This window comes from Brenneria izadpanahii (assembly GCF_017569925.1).
GTDB classification, from domain to species: Bacteria; Pseudomonadota; Gammaproteobacteria; order Enterobacterales; family Enterobacteriaceae; genus Brenneria; species Brenneria izadpanahii.
In genome coordinates, this window is record NZ_CP050854.1 from 606,230 (window position 1) to 625,023 (window position 18,794).

Annotated in this window: 10 protein-coding genes and 1 pseudogene; 8 read left to right on the forward strand and 3 right to left on the reverse strand. The window is 58.5% G+C overall.

Annotated features, from left to right (window positions below):
- Nucleotides 1–217: 217 nt before the first annotated feature.
- The gene (locus HC231_RS02765) at nt 218–1,231 is read right to left on the reverse strand and encodes a helix-turn-helix transcriptional regulator (RefSeq protein WP_183096775.1); all 1,014 of its coding nucleotides are present in this window, start codon (nt 1,229–1,231) and stop codon (nt 218–220) included.
- 201 nt (nt 1,232–1,432) lie between these two features.
- Here HC231_RS02765 and HC231_RS02770 point away from each other — a divergent pair, with 201 nt between their 5' ends.
- The 5 genes and pseudogenes from HC231_RS02770 to HC231_RS24290 form a co-directional block, all read left to right on the forward strand.
- Nucleotides 1,433–2,704 (forward strand): MFS transporter, encoded by a 1,272-nt coding sequence (locus HC231_RS02770; protein WP_208229616.1) that lies wholly within the window; start codon nt 1,433–1,435, stop codon nt 2,702–2,704.
- Entirely contained in the window at nt 2,697–4,466 is a 1,770-nt protein-coding gene (locus HC231_RS02775; protein WP_246494673.1) for an ABC transporter ATP-binding protein, read from the forward strand. Before HC231_RS02770 ends, HC231_RS02775 begins: the two co-directional genes overlap by 8 nt.
- The gene (locus tag HC231_RS02780) at nt 4,463–6,241 is read left to right on the forward strand and encodes an ABC transporter ATP-binding protein (RefSeq protein WP_208229617.1); all 1,779 of its coding nucleotides are present in this window, start codon (nt 4,463–4,465) and stop codon (nt 6,239–6,241) included. The genes HC231_RS02775 and HC231_RS02780 overlap by 4 nt, the downstream gene beginning before the upstream one ends.
- Nucleotides 6,242–6,268: 27 nt before the next feature.
- Nucleotides 6,269–8,371, forward strand: a complete 2,103-nt coding sequence (locus HC231_RS02785; protein WP_208229618.1) for a TonB-dependent receptor — start codon at nt 6,269–6,271, stop codon at nt 8,369–8,371.
- Nucleotides 8,372–8,454: 83 nt separating this feature from the next.
- Nucleotides 8,455–8,588 (forward strand): annotated as a pseudogene (locus tag HC231_RS24290) (IS3 family transposase); the annotation flags it as partial.
- Between the two features lie 3 nt (nt 8,589–8,591).
- Here the strand turns inward: HC231_RS24290 and HC231_RS02790 are convergent.
- Nucleotides 8,592–9,611: a LacI family DNA-binding transcriptional regulator gene (locus HC231_RS02790; protein WP_208229619.1), complete on the reverse strand. Its 1,020-nt coding sequence runs from the start codon at nt 9,609–9,611 to the stop codon at nt 8,592–8,594.
- A gap of 265 nt (nt 9,612–9,876) precedes the next feature.
- Here HC231_RS02790 and ascF point away from each other — a divergent pair, with 265 nt between their 5' ends.
- The 3 genes from ascF (at nt 9,877) to HC231_RS02805 (ending at nt 15,207) form a co-directional block, all read left to right on the forward strand.
- Nucleotides 9,877–11,331, forward strand: coding sequence for a PTS cellobiose/arbutin/salicin transporter subunit IIBC (gene ascF, locus HC231_RS02795; RefSeq protein ID WP_208229620.1), 1,455 nt, complete (start codon nt 9,877–9,879; stop codon nt 11,329–11,331).
- Nucleotides 11,332–11,354: 23 nt separating this feature from the next.
- The gene (locus tag HC231_RS02800; protein ID WP_208229621.1) at nt 11,355–12,779 is read left to right on the forward strand and encodes a 6-phospho-beta-glucosidase; all 1,425 of its coding nucleotides are present in this window, start codon (nt 11,355–11,357) and stop codon (nt 12,777–12,779) included.
- Between the two features lie 496 nt (nt 12,780–13,275).
- Nucleotides 13,276–15,207, forward strand: a complete 1,932-nt coding sequence (locus HC231_RS02805; protein ID WP_208229622.1) for an oxidoreductase — start codon at nt 13,276–13,278, stop codon at nt 15,205–15,207.
- Between the two features lie 177 nt (nt 15,208–15,384).
- On the opposite strand, the gene HC231_RS02810 is transcribed toward HC231_RS02805, so the two are convergent.
- A complete protein-coding gene (locus HC231_RS02810; RefSeq protein WP_208229623.1) occupies nt 15,385–18,792 on the reverse strand; it encodes a TIM-barrel domain-containing protein in 3,408 nt (1,135 codons plus the stop codon).
- Between the last annotated feature and the right edge of the window lie 2 nt (nt 18,793–18,794).

An 18,794-nucleotide genomic window follows, 5' to 3' on the forward strand; every position in this document is an offset into this window, starting at 1 on the left:
CTGCCTCATGACGAAGAGAATGTGTGCGTTTTTATGGAGCATTTGCGGCTCGGCAGTCCACTACCAGCCAAATTCAATCTTTACGAAAAACTGTCAAGCCCGCTAACAGTTTTCGGGAAAAATTTAACTTTTCGAGGATTTTTGTTTTTGTGCGGCAAAGCGAGAGAGGAGGCGGAACATGGCGCGGCCACACCGTGGCTTGGCCTCAGACGCAGGATTAGCGCTGGTGCGGTTGGCCGGAGGGGGCCGCGAGTGGTTGCTGCGGCCTGGTGGTGATGCCCAGGGCGCATTGCTTGGGCGAGATGCCGGTGTGGCTGCGGAATATGCGGCTGAAGTGGCTAAGGTGGGCAAAGCCAACCGTTGCGGCCGTTTCCGTCACGGAGACGCCGCGCCGCAATAGGGCGATAGCCGCGTCGATGCGTATGCGTGTCAGGCACACATGAACGGAGCAGCCGTACAGGGCGTGGAAGCCCGATTGCAGGCGTTTTTCGTTGAGGCCGACGGTCCGTGCGAGGGATTGCACGCTCCAGTCCTGTTCGTAATGCTTCTCCAGCAGGACTCGCGCTTTGACCAGGCGCTGGCGGTCGGCGGGCACGGGCAAGTTGAGCTGCTGCTGTGAGAGGTTTTCGCGCAGGAAGCAGGCGATGGCCTCGAAGGCCTTGGCGCGCAGGTATAGGTCGCGGGAGATGCAGGGGCCGGGATAGGTGCAGTCGAAGCCGAGTAGATCGCAGGCCACGCGTTGCAGGCAACTGGAGGCGGGCATCACGCCCAGGAAAGCGTCAATGTGCGGTTGGTCGCCTGCGACGGTGCAGATGCGTTTGCGCAGGTCGTCCATTTGTAATCCGGTCAGGCCGGCCATGGCGGTTTGCGGCATGTGGATGCTGAGCATGCGGAAGGCGCCATCGGATTTGCCGTCGAGTACATCCCAGCCAGTGGCATGTTGGCCGGTGGCCATCAGTATGGCGGAACCGGCCCGGGCATCGAGCACGGCGCCATCATCGAAAGCTGCCTGCATGCGGCCTTCGAGAAGAATGTTCACGCTGAAGGCGGGAGGCCCTTCGGCCTGGAACGCCCATTTGCCGCCAGGGTGCCCGTTGATGCAACTGATGCATAGCCCTTCGCAAGGCTGGTATATGTGCACGGCGTGCCGCCAGTCTTCATGAACGCCTTCCAGCCCTTCTTCCTGAAGCTTGCTTGGGTCAAGGGCTGGCTGGTCGGATGTGGTGTCCAAACTCCCCGCCATAATTTTTTTCCCTAAACATCAAATTTTTTCCGTAAACCGTTAGCGCCGCTTTTCAGTTGGCGTAATGATAATCAATATCACTATATACCCAGATTGTTGCCAATTGAACAAAATAAGCGCCGGCAATGGTGATTTACCCGCAAATAGCACATGACAAAGGCCCGTATCAGGCCGTGGACTCTGATTACTATGTCGATATCTTCCTTGGCTTCGTCGCGCCTGAGTGCGCGGCAGGTGCTGCCCGCAATTGCAGGCATTTATATCAGCCAGACCGTCATCACGTCATTGACCACCCAGGCGCTGCCGTCGTTGCTGCGCGATGCGGGTGCTTCGTTGCAGGTGGCGGGGTTGACCGCGTTGCTGTGGGTGCCCTGGGGGCTTCGCTTTCTGTGGGCGCCGGCCGTGGAGAGATGGCGCCTGCCCGCCGGCCGGCTGGAACGGCGTTCGCGCACCCTGGTGCTGGCGGGGCAATGGCTGATCGCGGCGATCCTGTTGGGTTTGGGCCTGGCGGCGTTGCTCGGGCATCTTTCCCTAGCCGATCATGCCGGCTGGATCCTGAGTGGGTTGCTGCTCGCGGCGCTGGTGGCGGCGACGACCGATGTGGCCAGCGATGGCTTCGCCGTGGAGCAGTTGGCGAGCCCACAGCGCGGCTGGGGCAATGTGGCGCAGGTGGGCGGCAACTATGTCGGCGCGATGCTGGGCGCGGGCGGCTTCCTGCTGGTGGCCGGGCTGGCCGGCTGGCCGTGGGCGCTGCTGTCGGCCAGCCTGGCGATGCTGCTGTTGAGCGTGCCGATGCTGCTGCTGCGCGAGCCACTGCGCGACCGGGCTCAGGCGGACGTCAGCCACCGCCCCGGGCTGCTGCACGCGCTGCGCCGCCCTGAGGTGCGCAGCGGCTTGCTGCTGATGTTGTTATCAAGTATCGGCGTGCGCCTGACGCTGGGCATGTTCGGACCGTTTCTGCTCGATCGCGGTATGAGTCTTGAGCAGTTGGGCTGGTTGTTCGGCTCGCTGCATATCGGAGCGGGGCTGACGGGGGCGGTCTTGGGTGGTGTGCTGGCGCGCTGCGCGCCGGGTTGGCGCGCGGTCTGGATTGCCGTGAGCCTTAAAGCGTGCGTGTTGGTTGCGTTAACGCTGGCCGTGCCGTCGGCGCCGCTGCCGGTGTTGATGATGCTGATCGGGCTGATGTTAGCAACGCTGGGCCTGGTCTGGGTCGCGTTGTATTCGGCATTGATGGGGCTTGCTTCGCCGCTACAGGCCGGGTTGGACTTCACGCTGTTCCAGAGCGCTGATGCCTTGCTGGCCATCGCTGGCGGCGTTGCCGGAGGCTGGCTGTCGCAGCATTTGGGCTATGGCGTCTGTTTCGGGCTCGCGGCGGCTTCGGCCATCGCGGCGGCGCTGGTGGTCAAACGCAAAGCGCCTTCCCTGGATAGCAACGCACAGGGGGCGGCACAGCATGCGTGAGCATGATTCTCAGGCCACGAGCGGCGTCTGGTCCATTATGCGGCCCGTGCAGGGCCAGATTCGGTTCGCCATGCTATTGGCCGGGCTGGCGGCGGCAGCCGCGCTGGGAGCCTTATGCGCGCTGGCCTGGGCGGTGCATGGATTGATGGCGTCGCCAGGGCAATGGCCGTGGCCGGCCCTGCTGTCGGCCGTGGCGCTGACGGTGCTGGCCTATGTGCTGCGGCTGACCGGATTCAACCAGTCGCACTATGCCGCCTTCCGGCTGGAGACGCGGTTGCGCACCGATCTGGCCGAGCACCTGGCCCGGGTGCCTTTGGGCTATGTGCAGCAGACCGGTTCCGGCGCGCTGACCAAGGTGATGATGGAGGACGTGAAGGCGCTGCACGTGTTCGTGGCCGACAGTACGCCGCTGTACGCCCGCGCCTATGTCTCGCCGGTGCTGACCTTTGTGCTGCTATGGCTGCTGGATTGGCGGCTGGCGCTGGCCGCCACGGCGGTGCTGGCGGTGGGCATGGCCGTGGTGTCGCTGGCGATGCGCGGCAGCGGTGAAATGATGCGGCGCTACCATGTCGCCGGCGAAAACGTCAGCAAGGCGGTGGTGGAGTATGTGCAGGCGATGCCGGTGGTGCGCACCTTCGACACCGGCACGACCACGTTCCAGCGTTATCAGCGCGCACTTGATGCATTCGTGGAAGTGGTGCTGCAGTGGTATCGGATGGCGGGGGTATCGTCCCGCCTGTCGATGGCCATCCTCAATCCGCTGCCCACTCTGGCGGCGTTGGTGTGGCTGGGCGGTTGGCTGATCAGCCGTGACGCGCTGGCCGCTTCCACCTGGCTGGCGGTGCTGCTGGTCGGCACCGGCATGGCCGAGTCGCTGCTGCCGCTGATGTCGCTCAAGCATCTGGTGGCGAAAACGCAGATGAGCATTCACCGGATTCATGAGGTGATGGGCGAACCGGAACTGCCGGTGGTGGATGCCGCCGGCGCAAAGGCGCCACAGGACGCGAGTGTGCGCTTCGAGCATGTCGATTTCCGTTACTCCCCTGATGGCGCGTTGGTGTTGCGGGACGTGAGTTTTGATGCGCCCCAGGGCAGCGTGACGGCGCTGGTTGGCCCCTCGGGCGCGGGCAAGACCACGGCGGCGCGTTTGATTCCGCGTTTCTGGGATGTCTGTGCGGGCTGTATCCGGGTGGGCGGCGTGGACGTGCGCGAGATGCTGCCAGAGACGTTGATGCGGCAGGTGGCCTTCGTGTTCCAGGACACCTTTCTGTTTGCCGACTCCATTGCCAACAACATCCGCCTGGGAATGCCCGAGTCGACGATGGATGAGGTGATCGATGCCGCCCGGGCGGCGCAGGCGCACGACTTCATCATGGCGCTGCCGCAGGGTTACGACACGCCCGCGGGCGAGCGGGGCGTTTTCCTGTCCGGCGGGCAACGCCAGCGCATCACCATCGCCCGAGCCATCCTGCAGAACCGACCGATCCTGGTGCTGGACGAGGCTACCGCCTTCGCCGATCCCGAAAACGAGGCGGCGCTGGTGGCGGCGCTCTCCAACCTGATGCGCGGCAAGACGGTGCTGATGGTGGCGCACCGGCTTTCGACCATCCGCGATGCCGACCAGATCCTGGTCTTCGACCAGGGAAGTCTGGCCGAGAGCGGCCGCCATGACGCGTTGATGGCGCAAAGCGGTGTCTATGCCCGACTGCGGCGCAGCTACGAGCGAGCGCAGCACTGGACGCTGGCGGGAGAACAGGCATGAGTACATCGCAATCCGCCCCACCGATCACCCCGATTCGAGAGACTTGGCGTCAACTGATGATCAGCGCGCGCAGCCGTGCGCCGCGATTGCGGGCCAGTCTGATTGGCCTGGCGGTTGCCGCCATCGTGCAGGGCCTGGCGCTGGCGTGCCTGATGCCGCTGTTCCGGGCGTTGATCCCGGCGGCGAATTGGCCGGCTGCATTGCCCTGGCTGCTGGCGATGACGGCGCTGATGCTGGCGAGCACCGCCATCCGCTGGTGGGCGCAGGGTTTCGACTACCGTGGCGACATGGTGCGCAACACGCACGAGCTGCGCACCGAACTGGGCGAGCAGTTGCGGCGGATCCCGCTGGCGGTGCTGCAAGACAAGCGCGCCGGTGGCGTGAACGCCACGCTGCTGGGCAATGTGGATGAGACGCTGAGCTACATCCTGACCGTCGCCAACATGATGGCCGTCGCCCTGATAACGCCGGTGGCGGTGGCCCTGGCGGCACTGTGGTTCGATTGGCGCATGGGGCTGATCCTGCTGCTGGTGTTCCCGCTGCTGATTCCGTTGTACCGCTGGCGCCGCCCGGCCTATGGACGCGGCATGCGCATGCTGGCCGATGCCAACGAACGCGCCAGCAGCGACATTCTGGAATATACCCAGGGGTTGCCGGTGCTGCGCGCCGCCTGCTGCGTAGGCGAACGGGCGGCGACGTTGCAGTCGAGCTTCACGCATCTGGAAGCCATCCAGACCATCGGCCAGAAGAAAGGCGCCAAGCCGAACCTGATCCTGGCCACGGTGATGGAGTTGGCGATCCTGCTGGTGGTATTCGCGGGCGCGCTGTTCGTGGTGCAAGGCACGCTGGATATCGCCATCCTGGCGGCGCTGATGGCGATCGTGGCTCGCTTTGGCGAGCCGCTGGCGACCTTCGTGCTGTACGCCAAGCTCATCGACCTGGTTGAAGCGGCGCTGGGCAAGATCGACGCGCTGCTGGCGATCAAGCCGTTGCCGCAGCAAGCGTCGGCAATTGAGCCGGTGGATTTCAACGTGAACTTCACCGGGGTGAGTTTCGCCTATTCGGGAAGCGGGCAGCTCACGCTGCGTGATTTTTCGGCGGCGCTGCCGGCCCGCAGTCTGACCGCGCTGGTGGGCCCGTCGGGAGCGGGCAAGACGACGGTGACGCGGTTGCTGATGCGTCACGCCGACCCCCAGGCCGGGCGGATCACGATTGGCGGCGTGGATGTGCGCGCCATCGCGCCGGAGCAACTAAACGCGCTGATCTCGGTGGTGTTCCAGGACGTGTACCTGTTCGACGACAGCATCCTGGCCAATATCCGCATGGCTCGGCCAGAGGCCAGCGACGAGGAGGTCGAGGCCGCCGCCCGCGCCGCGTACTGCCATGAGTTCATCACCCGCCTGCCCGAGGGATATGCCACCCGCGTGGGCGACATTGGCGGGCGGCTATCGGGCGGCGAACGCCAGCGCATCAGCATCGCCCGCGCCATATTGAAGAATGCGCCGATCGTGATCCTGGATGAACCCACCGCCGCGCTGGACGCCGAAAGCGAGGTGGCGGTGCAGGCGGCCATCGACGCGCTGGTGCGCGAACGTACGGTGATCGTCATCGCGCATCGGCTTTCCACCATCGCCGCGGCCGACCAGATCCTGGTCATCGATGACGGACGGATGCTCGAAGAAGGCCGGCATGCCGAGCTGTTGGCCCGTGCGGGGCGCTATGCCCGTATGTGGCAGGCTCAGCAAGCCGCCAAGGACTGGCACGCGGGTCACTGACAGAAAACAATTGGAGGAAATTTGACAATGAGTGTTTTCAGACCACATTTTACGACTTCCGCGTTGGCGGTTATCGCCGCCACCGCCGGGGGGGCGGCCGCTCAGGGCCAGGAGCGGCAGCCGGACAGTCAGGAGACGCTCCAGACCATCGTGGTGACGGGCAGCAAGCGCAATGAAACGCTGGAACGGTTCAACGGCGCCGCCAGCGTGGCGGACCGGCTGGATCTGGACGATGCCCAGGTGGCCTCCACCCTGGAGTTGGACCGCGTGTTCCCCGAACTGTACATGTCGCACAGCGCGACTTTCCTGTTCCCGATTATCACCCTGCGCGGGGTGACCTCCGCGCAGGACTTCTATAACCCGGCCCTGACGATCTATGTGGACGGCGTGCCCCAGTTGCCGACCTTCGCCGCCCAGTCGCTGCTGGGCGTGGAGCAGGTGGAATTGCTCAAGGGGCCGCAGGGCACGCTGTACGGCAAGAGCGCACAGGGCGGCGTGCTCAACATCGTTACGCAGAAGCCGGACGATATTCCCCGATTCACTGCGCGCGGCGGCCTCTCCAGTCGAGACGGCTACCTGTTGCAGGCCGAGGCGGCTGGCCCGCTGGTGCCGGATCTGTTGTACGGCTCGGTGTCGCTGCTGGGCAATGACGTCAACGGCGATGTGCGCAGCGACGTCATCGGCAGCGATCGCCTGGGCGGCGTACGCTCACGCGCCGGCAGCGCCAAGCTGAGACTGGCGCCGAGCGATAGCCCCTGGGAACTGGGGCTATCGGCCGGACGCGACTGCGCGACGGGGGATCAAGAAGTCTACACCCTGTTCGACGACTACCAGTCCCGCAGAGCCTATGTCCTGCCAAATCTGCCGCAAGCCTACCGCGATTATTACCAGCGGCGCTGTGCCAACAGCGTCGCCGCCAATGGGCAGTACGACTTCGACATCTGGCGCCTGAATGTCGTTGCCAGCAGCCAGCGCGTCCACACTACGCGCCGTTGGCCGTTGGATGCCTACTTCCCGCAGTTCTCGGAGCACTGGAAACAGAATACCCAGGAGGTGCGCCTATCGACGCTCGGAACCGAAGAGGGCGGGCAACCGTCCCGCGCCTGGGATGCCGTGCTTGGCCTGTACCGGCAAGAAGTGGATATGTCCAGGGGCTACCAGTTTGATAGGGTGCTGCCCAGCTTCTACCGGGTCGTCGATTCCCGTTCGAGCAACCGCAGCGAATCCCTGGCGGCCTACGGCGATTCGACCTGGCACCTAACGCCCAAGCTTGATATCACCACCGGCCTGCGTTTCTCACGGGATGAGGCTCGCACCCGTTTCCAGGGTGAACAGAGGGGCACGCCTTTCCAGGGCAAGGCTTCGGCCGGCCAGAACACCTGGCTGGGCCACGCGGCGGCCGGCTACCAGTTCGCGCCGCAATGGCGCGGCTATGTCAACATAGCCCAGGGCTACAAGCCGCTGGGCTACAACCTCGCGCCGTCGAGCGTGGACGACGCAAACGGCTATGACCGCGAGCGTTCGATCAGCTACGAGACCGGCGTGCGCTATACCGGCGGCGATGTGCGCGCCAGCCTGGCCGTCTATCAGGTGGACAGCAAGGACGTCCAGCTCTACGGCGATGGCGACATGGGCAACCAGACGCTGCGAAATATCGGCGACACGCGTTCCGTGGGCGTGGAGTTCAACACCGAGTGGGACATGACGCGGCAATGGACGCTGAGCGCCGGCGGCTTCGTCAATGACGCCACGTTCCGCCGTTTCGAGGATTCCAGTGCCTGCACCGGCTGTAAGGGCAATGACGTACCCATGGCGCCCCGGTATGGTTTGACCCTGGCCGCCAAAGGCAGCGTACGCGTGGGCGATACGGTGTTGAGACCGCAACTGAGCGTGCGCCGCACGGGAGCACACTACTTCGATAGCGCCAATACGTTGCGCCAGAACGCCTATACCCTGGTCGATGCCGCACTGGCCTGGAACCCGACGCACAACCTGGAATTGACGCTCTATGCCCAGAACTTGACCGATAAGGACTACCGGACTTATGGGTTTTCTTACGGTTCGACGGGGAACTTCGCACAGGTCGCACCGGGGCGAACCGTCGGGCTGATGGCGACCTATACGTACTGATGCCGTCAGCGGGATTAACGGCAACTGCACGGCGTCATCTTCTGACGCCGCGTTGGCAATGATGGATGTGTCCGCGCGGGTATCGGATGGTGGGGCTTGAACCGGTATGACAGCGGTGCGCGGCCCGGAAAGCAACGCCATAGCAGAAAGTTTCGTGAAGACGATAAAATGTTTCTATATCAGCATCATGCTGAAACCGGACAGTCAGGCGGCGGTGATATCAAGCTTGGGCGTGCGGTCCGGGCGTCAGCGAATCGCGTAGTATTAGTTCGCCAACAAAAGTTTGTTGATATTTAAATTCCCCGCTGTCGAGCATAAAGATTAAACGGTCAATGGTTTCTTTAATCATTTCCGTTACCGGAATTCTGACGCTCGAAAGAGACGGAATAATATAAGGCGCCACTGCGGTATCATCAAAACCAATAACCGATACCGGATGCGGAACGGATATTCCGCTGTCGTGTAGCTGTTTAATCGCGCCAATCGCCATATCGTCGTTGCTGGCAACCAGCGCGGTAAAACGCGCATCGCGGGATAATAATTCGGCGACGCCGGCAGAACCGCAGGCTGGCGTCCATTTTCCCTTAACGATTAATTCATCGCGAACCGCAATGTTATGCTGCGTCAGCGCATCTTTATAGCCGGAAAGACGTTCGACGCCGGTAGGCGAATCCATTGAGCCGGTAATAAACGCAATATCGCGGTGCCCCAGCGATATTAATTTCGAGACGGCGGTAAAACTTGATAATTTATGATCGGAATAGACGCAGTGGCTGCTATTTTTCCGCAACCGACGATTAAGCACCATAATAGGTTGGGAATGGTTTTGAATAATCTCATCCATTTCATCAACGCTAAGAAAGCGCGGATAAATAATAATCGCGTCGCAGCGTAAATCGAGCAGATACTGAATGGCTAAACGCTCTTCTTCCGCGCTATGTTTACCATCCGCCAGAATCAATTGACGCCCCAAGTCTTCCGTCATGCGGGCGGCGTGAAACAGCAACTCGCTGAAATAGACCCCATGATACAACGTGTTGGTGACCACCAGCCCCAGCGTCTGCGTCTTTTTAACCGCCAGATTTCGGGCCAGCAAATTAGGCCGATAGCCGCTCTCTTCAATCGCCTGAAACACGCGATCTTTGGTTTCCTGACTGACGTAGCCGTTGCCCGAAAGCACGCGTGAAACCGTCGCTTTCGATACGCCCGCCCGCTTCGCTACCTCCAACATCGTGGTCATGTGGATAATCCATTCAATATCAATGTACCGCAGTGTACTTCACCGTAGCGGGGTTGTCGTAGAGGGAATCGCCGCTTGAAACTTCCGTTAAGTGATCGTTATCACGAATATAAAAAATTGTTGTTTTTTGGTCTTGTATCAATTAATGAAAGTCTCAATAATTTTGTGAAACCGGTTTCCTATGTGGCGTTTCATCGTAGCCCGTTTCCGCGCTCAACGTCGAACGGTGAATGTGTACCCTATTGATAAAAAGGATAAAAATGCGATGGCAAAGAACTATGCGGCTCTAGCTCGCTCTGTTGTTACCGCGCTGGGCGGCGTTGATAACATCTCTGCGGTGACTCACTGTATGACGCGTCTGCGTTTCGTGCTGAAAGACGATACGCAGATCGACGGCGCCGCGCTGAAAAGCATCAGCGGCGTGCTCGGCGTAGTGCGCAATGAAAATCAGTGTCAGGTTATCATCGGCAATACCGTCTCCTACGCGTTTCGCGAAGTGGTCAGCCTGCTGCCTGGCGATATGCGGCCTGCCGAGCCGGCCGGCAAACAGAAAATAACGCTGAAACGCATCGGTTCCGGGATCCTTGACGCGTTGATCGGCACCATGTCGCCGCTGATCCCGGCGATTATCGGCGGATCGATGCTCAAACTGCTGGCGATGATCCTTGAGATGACCGGCCTGCTGGATAAAGGCTCCTCGACGCTGACCATTCTCACCATCATCGGCGACGGCGCGTTCTTCTTCCTGCCGCTGATGGTGGCGGCATCGGCGGCGGTGAAATTCAAAACCAATATGTCGCTGGCTATCGCCATTGCGGGCGTGCTGGTCCACCCGAGTTTTATCGATCTAATGGCTAAAGCCGCGCAGGGCGAACATGTTGAGTTCGCCCTGGTCCCGGTCACTGCGGTGAAATACACCTACACCGTTATCCCGGCGTTGGTTATGACCTGGTGCCTGTCATATATCGAGCGCTGGGTCGATCGCATCACCCCGGCGGTGACGAAAAACTTCCTTAAACCGATGCTGATCGTGCTGATCGCGGCCCCGCTCGCCATCCTGCTGATTGGCCCGATCGGCATTTGGATCGGTAGCGCCATCTCCGCCCTGGTGTACACCATTCATGGCTATCTGGGCTGGCTGTCCGTCGCCATCATGGGGGCGCTGTGGCCGCTGCTGGTGATGACCGGCATGCACCGCGTATTTACGCCGACCATCATTCAGACCATCGCCGAAACCGGCAAAGAAGGGATGGTGATGCCGTCCGAAATCGGCGCCAACTTGTCGCTCGGCGGCTCTTCACTGGCGGTGGCGTGGAAGACGAAAAACCCGGAACTGCGCCAGACGGCGCTGGCGGCAGCGGCGTCCGCCATTATGGCCGGGATCTCCGAACCTGCGCTCTACGGTGTGGCGGTGCGGCTGAAACGTCCGCTTATCGCCAGCCTGATCAGCGGGTTTGTCTGCGGCGCCGTTGCGGGGATCGCCGGTCTTGCCAGCCATTCGATGGCGGCGCCTGGCCTGTTTACCAGCGTACAGTTCTTTGATCCGGCCAACCCTATGACCATCGTGTGGGTCTTTGGCGTGATGGCGCTGGCGGTGGTGTTGTCGTTTGTTCTGACCCTGCTGCTCGGTTTTGACGATCTTCCCGTGGAGGAAGAGAGCGCGAAAACCAGCGCGCCACAGGCCGCGCAACCGAATACGATTAAACAAGCAAGCGCCTGATTTGACATACAACGAGGTATCGCATGTCTGCATTTCCGCAAGGATTTTTATGGGGTGGAGCCCTGGCCGCCAACCAGTCCGAAGGGGCCTGGCGCGAGGGAGGGAAAGGCCCGGCAACGGTGGATATGATCCCGCACGGGGAGAACCGTCTGCCGGTAAAACTGGGGCTGGAGAAGCGCTTTACGCTGCGCGACGATGAATTTTATCCAAGCCATCAGGCGATCGATTTTTATCATCGCTACAAAGAGGATATCGCGTTGATGGCGGAAATGGGCTTCACGGTGTTCCGTACCTCCATCGCCTGGAGCCGGATCTACCCGAACGGCGACGAGCCGACGCCCAACGAAGAGGGCATCGCCTTTTATCGCGCGGTATTCGAAGAGTGCAGGAAATACCACATCGAACCGCTGGTGACGCTATGTCATTTTGATGTGCCGATGCATCTGGTCATTGAGTATGGATCCTGGCGTAACCGCAAAATGGTGGATTTTTTCACCCGCTATGCGCGCACCTGCTTTGAAGCGTTTGACGGACTGGTGAAATATTGGCTCACCTTCAATGAGATCAACATCATGCTGCATAGTCCGTTCTCCGGCGCGGGGCTGGTGTTTGAAGAAGGGGAGAATCAAGAGCAGGTGAAATACCAGGCCGCGCATCATGAGCTGATCGCCAGCGCGCTGGCGACCCAAATCGCCCACCAGGTGAACCCGCAAAACCAGGTCGGCTGTATGCTGGCCGGCGGGAACTTCTATCCATACTCCTGCAAGCCGGAAGATGTGTGGGCGGCGCTGGAAAAGGATCGCGAAAACCTGTTCTTTATTGATGTGCAGGCGCGGGGCGCTTATCCGTCCTATTCCGCCCGCGCGTTCCGCGAAAAAGGCATCAGTATTGAGCAGATGCCGGGGGATGATGAGATCCTGAAAAACACCGTCGATTTCGTCTCGTTCAGCTATTACGCCTCGCGCTGCGCGTCGGCTGACATGAACGCCCACAATACCAGCGCGGCGAACATCGTTAAGTCGCTGCGTAATCCGCACATTGCGGTAAGCGAATGGGGGTGGGGCATCGATCCGCTGGGGCTGCGCATCACCATGAATATGATGTATGACCGCTACCAGAAACCGCTGTTTTTAGTTGAAAACGGCCTCGGCGCGCATGATGAAATCAACGCCGACGGCGAAATTATCGATGATTACCGCATCAGCTATCTGCGCGAACATATCCGCGCGATGGGCGAGGCCATAGAAGATGGCATTCCGGTGCTGGGTTACACCACCTGGGGTTGTATCGATCTGGTTTCCGCTTCCACCGGCGAGATGAGCAAACGCTACGGTTTGGTCTATGTTGACCGCGATGACGCCGGGAACGGAACGCTGGCGCGTAAACGTAAGAAGTCGTTCTGGTGGTATAAGAAGGTAATTGCCAGTAACGGCGCGGATCTGGATTAAATTCGTCGCCGGGGGTTTCTCCGCTCCCCGGCGCGACTGTCTTTTAGTCAGCTTTTTATGCGCCCCTGGGCCGCTATTTCCATGCGGCCTGGCAGCGTTTGCCCGATTCGGGCGGCCCAATCTCCCTATTTGTAACTTATCTCATTCGCATTAGAAAATGATTCTTAATATATTTTCTGCTGCGTCGGCAACTGATTATTATTCTATTTTATTTCTTTGGGATAACGATATTTCTATGACTGTAAAATTGAATATATGTATGTGATCGTATTGTTATAATAATAGGTAAATAAATGGTTTTGCCGGGATTGTCAATGCCATTTATTTAGCGAGTAACTTACGGGAGATCATTGATTGGGATGTTTCCTTATATATATGTTCGATATGAGAACTATTGGTCACTATAATAACGGCGAGGACGGCATATCTGGAAGTGCCATTAATAATATTGTTCGAATGATATATTTCATATTCGTTATCAGGACACATGAAAAATATGTTTAAGAAATTGTTTCAACCCGAAAAGATTAACCAATGTATTATTCCAAATCGACTCGTTGTTCCCGCGATGGTCACTGACCTCTGTAATGTAGACGGCACGGCAACCGATCGTTACATCGCCTATCATGAAGAGAAAGCAAAAGGAGGATGGGGACTGATTATTACGGAGAACTATGCTGTCAATGAGCACGGTATGGGGTGTGAACATATTGGCGGTCTTTGGCGAGATGAACAAATCCCCGGTCATAAAAAATTAACGGATACCATTCATCAATACGATAGCAAGATTTTCGCACAGATTTATCATGCCGGCCGTCAAACTTCCCATTTAGTTAATGGTGGTGTGCAGCCCGTTGCGCCTTCGGCCATTCCCTGCCCGGCATTGCAGGAAATGCCCAAAGAGTTAACGGAAGTTGAAATTCAGCAGTTGGTAAAAGATTTTGGCGATTGCGCTCTGCGGGTAAAAAAAGCTGGCTTTGACGGGGTGGAAATTCATGCCGGTCACGGTTATTTAATTGCGGAATTCTTATCGCCTTATGCGAATAAAAGAACGGATAAATATGGCGGTAGCCTGGATGGCCGAATTCAATTTTTAAAAGAAATTTATCAGACGGTACGTCTGGCGGTTGGCGATGATTATCCCGTCACTATTCGTATTTCCGCTGACGAAGGTTTTGTCGGCGGCCGCGATATTTCCGAAACCCGCGTACTGGCGCAAATCTTTGAAGATTGGGGCGTAGATGCTCTGCACATCACCATGGGCGTGTACGGCGAGCACAGTAAATCCTGTACCGTACCGCCGATGTATGTCGGCCACGCCTGGGCGGTCTCTTTCTGCGAAGAGCTGAAAAAGATGGTCAACATTCCGATTATCGCCGTCAACCGAATCAACGATCCGCGCATGGCGGACAACATTCTGGCGATGGGTAAAGCCGACTTTATCGCGATGGGCCGCGGCTCGCTGGCCGACCCATACCTGCCGAAAAAAGCCAAAGAAGGGGATACGGCGTCTATCCGTTATTGCCTGGGTTGTATGCAGGGCTGTCTTGCCAGCCTGCCGCTTGGCGTGCCGTTCACCTGCCTGGTGAACCCTTCCCTTGGCCGCGAAGGCGAAGTGGACTACAGCAAGGTCGAAACGCCTAAACGCGTTTATATCGCAGGCGGCGGTCCCGCCGGGCTGGAAGCGGCGCGGATTGCGGCGGTGCGTGGCCATCACGTTACCTTGTTTGAAAAAAACGCCCATCTGGGCGGGCAGTTCCGTTCCGCCGCATTCCCGCCGGGTAAAGGCGAGCTGGCGACCTATACCGCCTGGCTGGTGCGTGAACTGGATAAACTGAAGGTTGATATCCGTCTAAACACCGAGCTGACTAAAGAGCTGGTTGAGAAAGACCGCCCGGATACCGTTATTATCGCCACCGGCGGGACACCGTCCATTCCGCCGATTAAAGGGATCAAGCAGTCTCACGTTGTATTGGCCGAGGATGTTCTGCTGGGCAACGTCACGACCGGTAAGCGCGTCGTTATTGCCGGCGGCGGCGAAGTGGGCGGCGAAACCGCGGCGCACCTGGCTATGCAGCAAAAAGAGGTCACCATCGTTGAAATGCGCGATCGCGTGCTGCAGGAGCTGGATGGCGTCAGCAAGCGTCATCTGATGGCTATACTGGACGAGTATGACGTGAAGCGGTACCTCAATACCAAACTGTGCGAAATCCGCGAGAATCAGGTCGATCTGGAAAATGCCGAGGGCCATTTCTCCGTGGATGCCGATACCGTGGTCATTGCGCTGGGCTACCGTCCGGTCAATGATCTGGTCGGCAAGTTGGATGATGTCGTTGATAACACCATCGTCATCGGCGGCGCGGTGAAAACCAGTAATGCGCTGGTTGCGGCCAGAGAAGGCTTCGATGCCGGTATGAGCATTGCTTAAAGACGTTAACAGCCAATATCCGCTGAGCGGTTAAACTTGCTAAACTAAAACCCCCGCCTTTTTCGACGGGGGTTTTATACGTTATGGGGGCAGGGCGGACGATGACTTTTCCTCAAAAATGGCGGAAAGCATCACATCCTTGCTTCTCCGCCGCTTCCCCCGCCGGTGATCAATCGGCTACAGCGCAATGCTGACGATCAACGGGGCTTCGGAGGATAGTTTACCGGTACGGGCTTTTATCCAGATGCTGCCGTTATCATCAACATAGGCCGCTTCGCCCTGATGCAAAAACAGTTTATCCGTCGAATCCATCATATCGTCCACCCTGGATGCGCCGATAGCGATACGGCGCACGGATCGCCGGGTTGACCGGATGCGGAAATAGATAAATTCGTGCAACGGATAATCGTATTTTCGCGGGGTAACGCTGATAACCTGTAATTCACCCTCAGCCGCCGAGTGTCGGCGCTCCTGATGAATATCGATAACGGAAAACTTACCGTCCCGCTCCGCCGAACGCGTCACGCCGCCGTCATCCCAGTATAGCTGGTGATCGCCTGCGGTTTGTTTTCCAAGCGGGTAGACAGCCAGCACCAGCGGCTGCGCAAATTTATCCAACACCTGAATATTTTTGAAAGGCGCTTTCAGGTCTGACCGGCTATGCCGTTCGGGAATAATCGCGCCTTCGCGAATAAACAGCGGCAGTTCGGTAATATCGGCGCTTACCTTGACCCGCTTTCCTCCCGTAATGGGACGATCGATATCCAGCGTATCTTCCAGCACGTTATATCTGTACCAGTTGATGGCCTGCCCCGATGCATCCTTGGGAAAATAGATCTCTTTTTCCACCGCGTAAGCGGCGCCGCCGCCATTGAAGCTGCGCGTCAGGATCGGCGCGACCAGCACCGAGCGTTCGATAAAGAACTGCGTCGCCAGAATATCGCGGTTGTTTTCGCTGAATACCTCGTCATCCCCTTCCCATAGGCACATGGCCTTGATAATCGGGGAGCCGGTTTGCGTATTCTGATACATCGCGTCATACAGCAGATGATGCCAGCGCACCCTGAAGCTGATAAAGGCGGCCATGATGTCGCAGAAGGTACGGCTTCCCGCCGCCGCTGCCGTATAGTGATAAATTTCCTGATACGGTTTCATCGCATCATAGTGGTTGCGCATCCACGGCAGCAAACAGGCGGCCTGCACCCAGCGCGTCATTAGCTCCTGTTCACAAATGGCGCCGATATCAACGTCCTCGGCGCCCAGAACCAGCCGGTCGTAAACCATCGGGTTGTGATTGCGGTTGCGGTTATCGTTGAATAATGTGCTGCCGGGATCCTCCGGCGCTTCACCGGGCGCAAAGCCGCCGACGTCGGTTCCGGTAATCGGCAGTCCCGACATGCCCAGGTTAAGCAACATCGGGATCGTCGCCTGAAGATGGTGCCAGGTCGAGGCATTATCGCCGACCCAATGCCCTGCATAGTGCTGTAGCCCCGGATAGCCGCTGCGGCAGATAACGTAGCTGCGCTTATAGCCTTTCAGTAATTCTTCGTGAGCGGTCAGCCCATACTCATAGGTGGATTTCGCCAGCATATAGGCATGAAAATTCCGCAACTCGACAAACGGCGTTTTGCGGCCGTCGCCAAAGCGGGGATCGGTCAGATGCAGTTGGCCGTGATAGCTGCGCCAGTTGAAGGTATTGGTGCGCCTTCTGTCATCGTCCGGCGCTTCGCCGGTCAGCGACCAGCCGAACTGGTTGCGCGGCGATTCCGTATCGGCGAAGTTTTTCCCATCTTCGACGTGCGGCATCGCATCGGGAACCGTCATATCCTGCCAGACAAACCCAAGCCCGTTTTTCAGCAGATAGGCGTATTGATCGCCCCAGAAACGGGCGGCATCCGGGTTGCCGTAATCCGCGACCACCGCCCCGATCATATCGCGTTCCGCGGTCTGCGCGTTGACGCCGTAGTCGAGAACCAGCACGTTTTGATCGGGGTAATTGACCTCGCCGATTCGGGTATAGGTCAGACCCGGATAATGACTTTCGTTCTGCGGGCCGCGGAATTTGGGAATATTGGCCTCTCCCTCGTTCTGCACGCAGTAACCGTTGCGGATAAGACCCTGCGCGGTTTCATACTGTTTTTTCGTCTGGTCTCCGGGGTGGTAGGCCACCTTATCGGCGCGGATAAACGGCGTGATATTGGTTTGGCATTGCAGGTTGAACTGCGCCGCCCAATCGAAAACCGATACTCCTTCATCCACCTTTCCGCCGGACCAAAAGCTATCCTTGATGGTAAAGACTTTCTTATCTTCCTGAACGTCGATATCAATCCCTAAGCCTTCTATCGGGATATTCGCCTGCCGATAGCCTTCGACGATATCCTCGACATAGACTTTTAGCGGATCTTTTTCCCCTTTTGGCCGCAGCAGTCCGGGAAACCCGTATTTAGCCTGAAAATAGCCAAAAATGTACTTGGGCGGCATGGCGGCCCGATCGTTAAGCGCCGGGCCGGTTTGCGCCTCCGCGCCGAGGCCGCCTTTCCCCATCAGATAGGTAAAGGCGTCCAGTACGCCGGCCGCTTGTTCTGCGAACATATAATGGCAGTCGAACTCCCCCTGTTGCACGCCGGCTTCAACCGCCGTTTTATCGCGGGAGGGGTTTTTGAAGGAAAAATAACTTTGTCCGGTGTTATCAAGGAATACCCCCAAAAACTGCTGGCGTCCGCTAATGCTGGCGCGTTCGATATAAAACGGCGCATTGAGGTACTGCGGGATATTGGCCGCGGCTTTGAAGGCGTCCTGATAAGAAACGCTATGCGGAAAAACTTCGGGCTGGTTGTACCAAAGGTTGTCGTAGTTGTAGCAGGTGACCTGCGTGCCGTTGTGATCAAGCCGGGAGAATCCGTGGTAACCGTAGCACGCCTCTTTGGCGGCGCCGGCCTCCGGATTGTGTTTGCCGGTCAGGTTGTAGTTAAGAATTTCTCCCAGACCAAAATAGTGCGTCGCCGACTCCGCCTTGCGCCTCATATTCGCCACAGTGCCGACGCCGGGTCTGGCATGGAACAACGGGCCGGATGAAATATCGGTGACCGCGCCATCGGCCAGACGCCTAATCTGTATCGCCAGCGAGTCATCTTCGGCCCTGACAAACTGGATTTGTATGGTACGCAGTTGGATTGCGACGCCGTTGCGGTTCCAGCGCAGGATCGGTTTGTAGCCTGCCGCCTGTTCGTGCTGACGAATGCGGCTCAGGCGTTCGGCCACTACCGGGCCATAGACCTTGTCCGGATAATCCTCTATTGAGGCGGCGGAAGGGGAGAAACGGACTCTGAAAGCATCTTTTTCGCAGGATGTGACTTGCAGAATAAGGTACACATCGCGTTCGTTCTTTTCCGTACCGGACTTTGTTTTGGCTTTGGCGTTAATGTAGATGGTCCAGTCTGTATCGAATCCTTTGGGGGAGTGGGGCTTGCCATCCCAGTTTACCGAATACAGCTCGATATCATCGCCAACGGACCATTCCTCCACCGGCACATAATCGTAAGTATTATAAGCCCGCCATTCTTTAGGAAGTTCTCTGTTATTCATTA